Raw genomic sequence first — 2,051 nt, 5'->3', positions numbered from 1 at the left:
CATGGACAGCCTGGCCTTCCGCATCCGCGACGTGGCCGAGGCCCACGACGTGCCCGTGGTCGAGAACCCGCCCTTGGCTCGGGCCCTCTATGCCGGCGTCGAGCTGGAGGAGGAGATCCCGCCCGAACACTTCCAGGCGGTGGCGGAAGTGATAGGCTACGTCATGCGCCTCAAGGGCGAGATGGTGCACTGAGGGTCCATGCGGTGACAGGCGACAGCGAGTTCCGCGCCAACTTCCTGCGCATCGTCGGCGGCCAGGACCATGCGGACGCGGGCGCCGTGCCTGCGCCCTCGCCCGCGCCCCCGACACCCTACGACAACCTTCCGGCCGGCATCTTCACCACCGACGGGGACGGCGTCCTGACCTCGCTCAACGCCACCATGGCCGGCTGGCTGCGCGGCGACGCCGGCCAGTTGGTGGGCCGGCCGTTCGCCGCCTTCGTCGTGGAGGCCCAGGCCCTGGAAGCCGACGACGGCGGCACCGAGACGGGCCGCGTCACCCTGGTGGCCGAGGACGGCACCTCCTTCGACGCGGTGATGATGCAGCACGAGATGGCGTCGGGCGCCATCGAGGGGGTGCTGCTGCGCTCCGGCGTCATGCCGGCGGACCCCGAGGGGGATGATACGGCGGCACCGCCGGACTGGCTGTTCGCCTCGGCCCCCGTGGGCATCGTCATCCTTGACCTGGACGGCCTGGTCAGCCGCTGCAATCCGGCCTTCGGCCGGCTGCTGGGCACCGATGCGGACAACGTCACCGGCCATCCCTTCACCGACCTGGTGGTGCCCGACGACCAGGGGGAGGTCACGGCCGCGCTGTCCAAGGTGGTCATGGGGACGGCGCGGGCGGCCCACCTGGACGTCCGCATGCCCGGCCCCCGGGGCCGGGAACTGGCGGCATCGCTCTACATGAGCCCGGTGCGCCAAGGTACGCGCGACGGCGCCGGCGGGGTCTCCGGCCTGGTCCTGCACTTCATCGACGCCACCGAGCACAAGAACCTGGAACTGCAGTTCGCCCAGTCCCAGAAGATGCAGGCGGTGGGCCAGTTGGCCGGCGGCGTCGCCCACGACTTCAACAACCTGCTGACGGCCATGATCGGCTTCGCCGACCTGCTGTTGGAGCGGCACGGCCCGGACGACCCGGACTTCGGCGACATCATGCAGATCAAGCAGAACGCCAACCGGGCCACCAACCTGGTGCGCCAGTTGCTGGCGTTCTCCCGCAAGCAGAAGCTGGAGCCGGTGATCCTGGACGTGACCGAGAGCCTGAGCGAGCTCACCCACATGCTGGGCCGGCTCTTGGGCGAGACGGTGGAGCTGCGGATGCGGCACGGCCGCGACCTGGGCCCTGTGCGCGTGGACAAGGGGCAGTTCGACCAGGTCATCATCAACCTCGCCGTCAACGCCCGCGACGCCATGCCCACGGGCGGCGTGCTGAGTGTGACCAGTTCCCGGCTGGCCCTGGCCGAGCCGCTCCGGCGCGAGGTCGACCCGGTGCCCGCCGGCAATTACGTGCGCATCGACGTGGCGGACACCGGGACCGGCATCCCGGCGGACGTGCTGGCCCACATCTTCGAGCCCTTCTTCTCCACCAAGCAGGTGGGGGAGGGCACCGGGCTCGGGCTCTCCACCGTGCACGGCATCATCCACCAGTCGGACGGCTACGTGCTGGTGGAGAGTGCGCCGGGGGCCGGGACCACCTTCTCCATCCTGTTGCCGGAGCAGTCCGCGGACGCCGCCGAGGTGGCCCGCCGGGCCGAGAAGGCCCTGGCCGAGGCCGACCTCACCGGCCGCGCCACGGTGCTCTTGGTGGAGGACGAGGACGCGGTCCGCATGGTCGGCCGCCGGGCCCTCGAGAACAAGGGCTACACGGTGCTGGAAGCACCCGACGGGGAGGCAGCGCTGGACCTGGTGGCCGCCCGCAAGGACGACATCGACCTCATCCTCTCGGACGTCATCATGCCGGTCATGGACGGCCACACCCTGGTCAAGCTGGTCCGCCAGGAGCTCCCCGACGTGAAGGTGATCCTCATGTCGGGCTACGCCGAGGACGT

Annotated in this window: 2 protein-coding genes; both read left to right on the top strand. The window is 70.6% G+C overall.

All coding sequences use genetic code 11. The annotated features are described in order from the left end of the window. Positions 1-193, top strand: a 193-nt coding sequence (locus MJD61_15255; GenBank protein ID MCG8556628.1) for an EscU/YscU/HrcU family type III secretion system export apparatus switch protein, incomplete at its 5' end; no start/stop codon positions are given. Positions 194-204: 11 nt separating this feature from the next. Further along, a partial coding sequence (locus MJD61_15250) for a PAS domain-containing protein (protein ID MCG8556627.1) occupies positions 205-2,051 on the top strand: 1,847 nt, incomplete at its 3' end.

This window comes from Pseudomonadota bacterium (assembly GCA_022361155.1).
In the GTDB taxonomy this organism is placed as follows: domain Bacteria; phylum Myxococcota_A; class Polyangia; order Polyangiales; family JAKSBK01; genus JAKSBK01.
The sequence above is the reverse complement of the archived record's forward strand: the minus strand, read 5'-3'. Positions and strand labels throughout refer to the sequence as shown.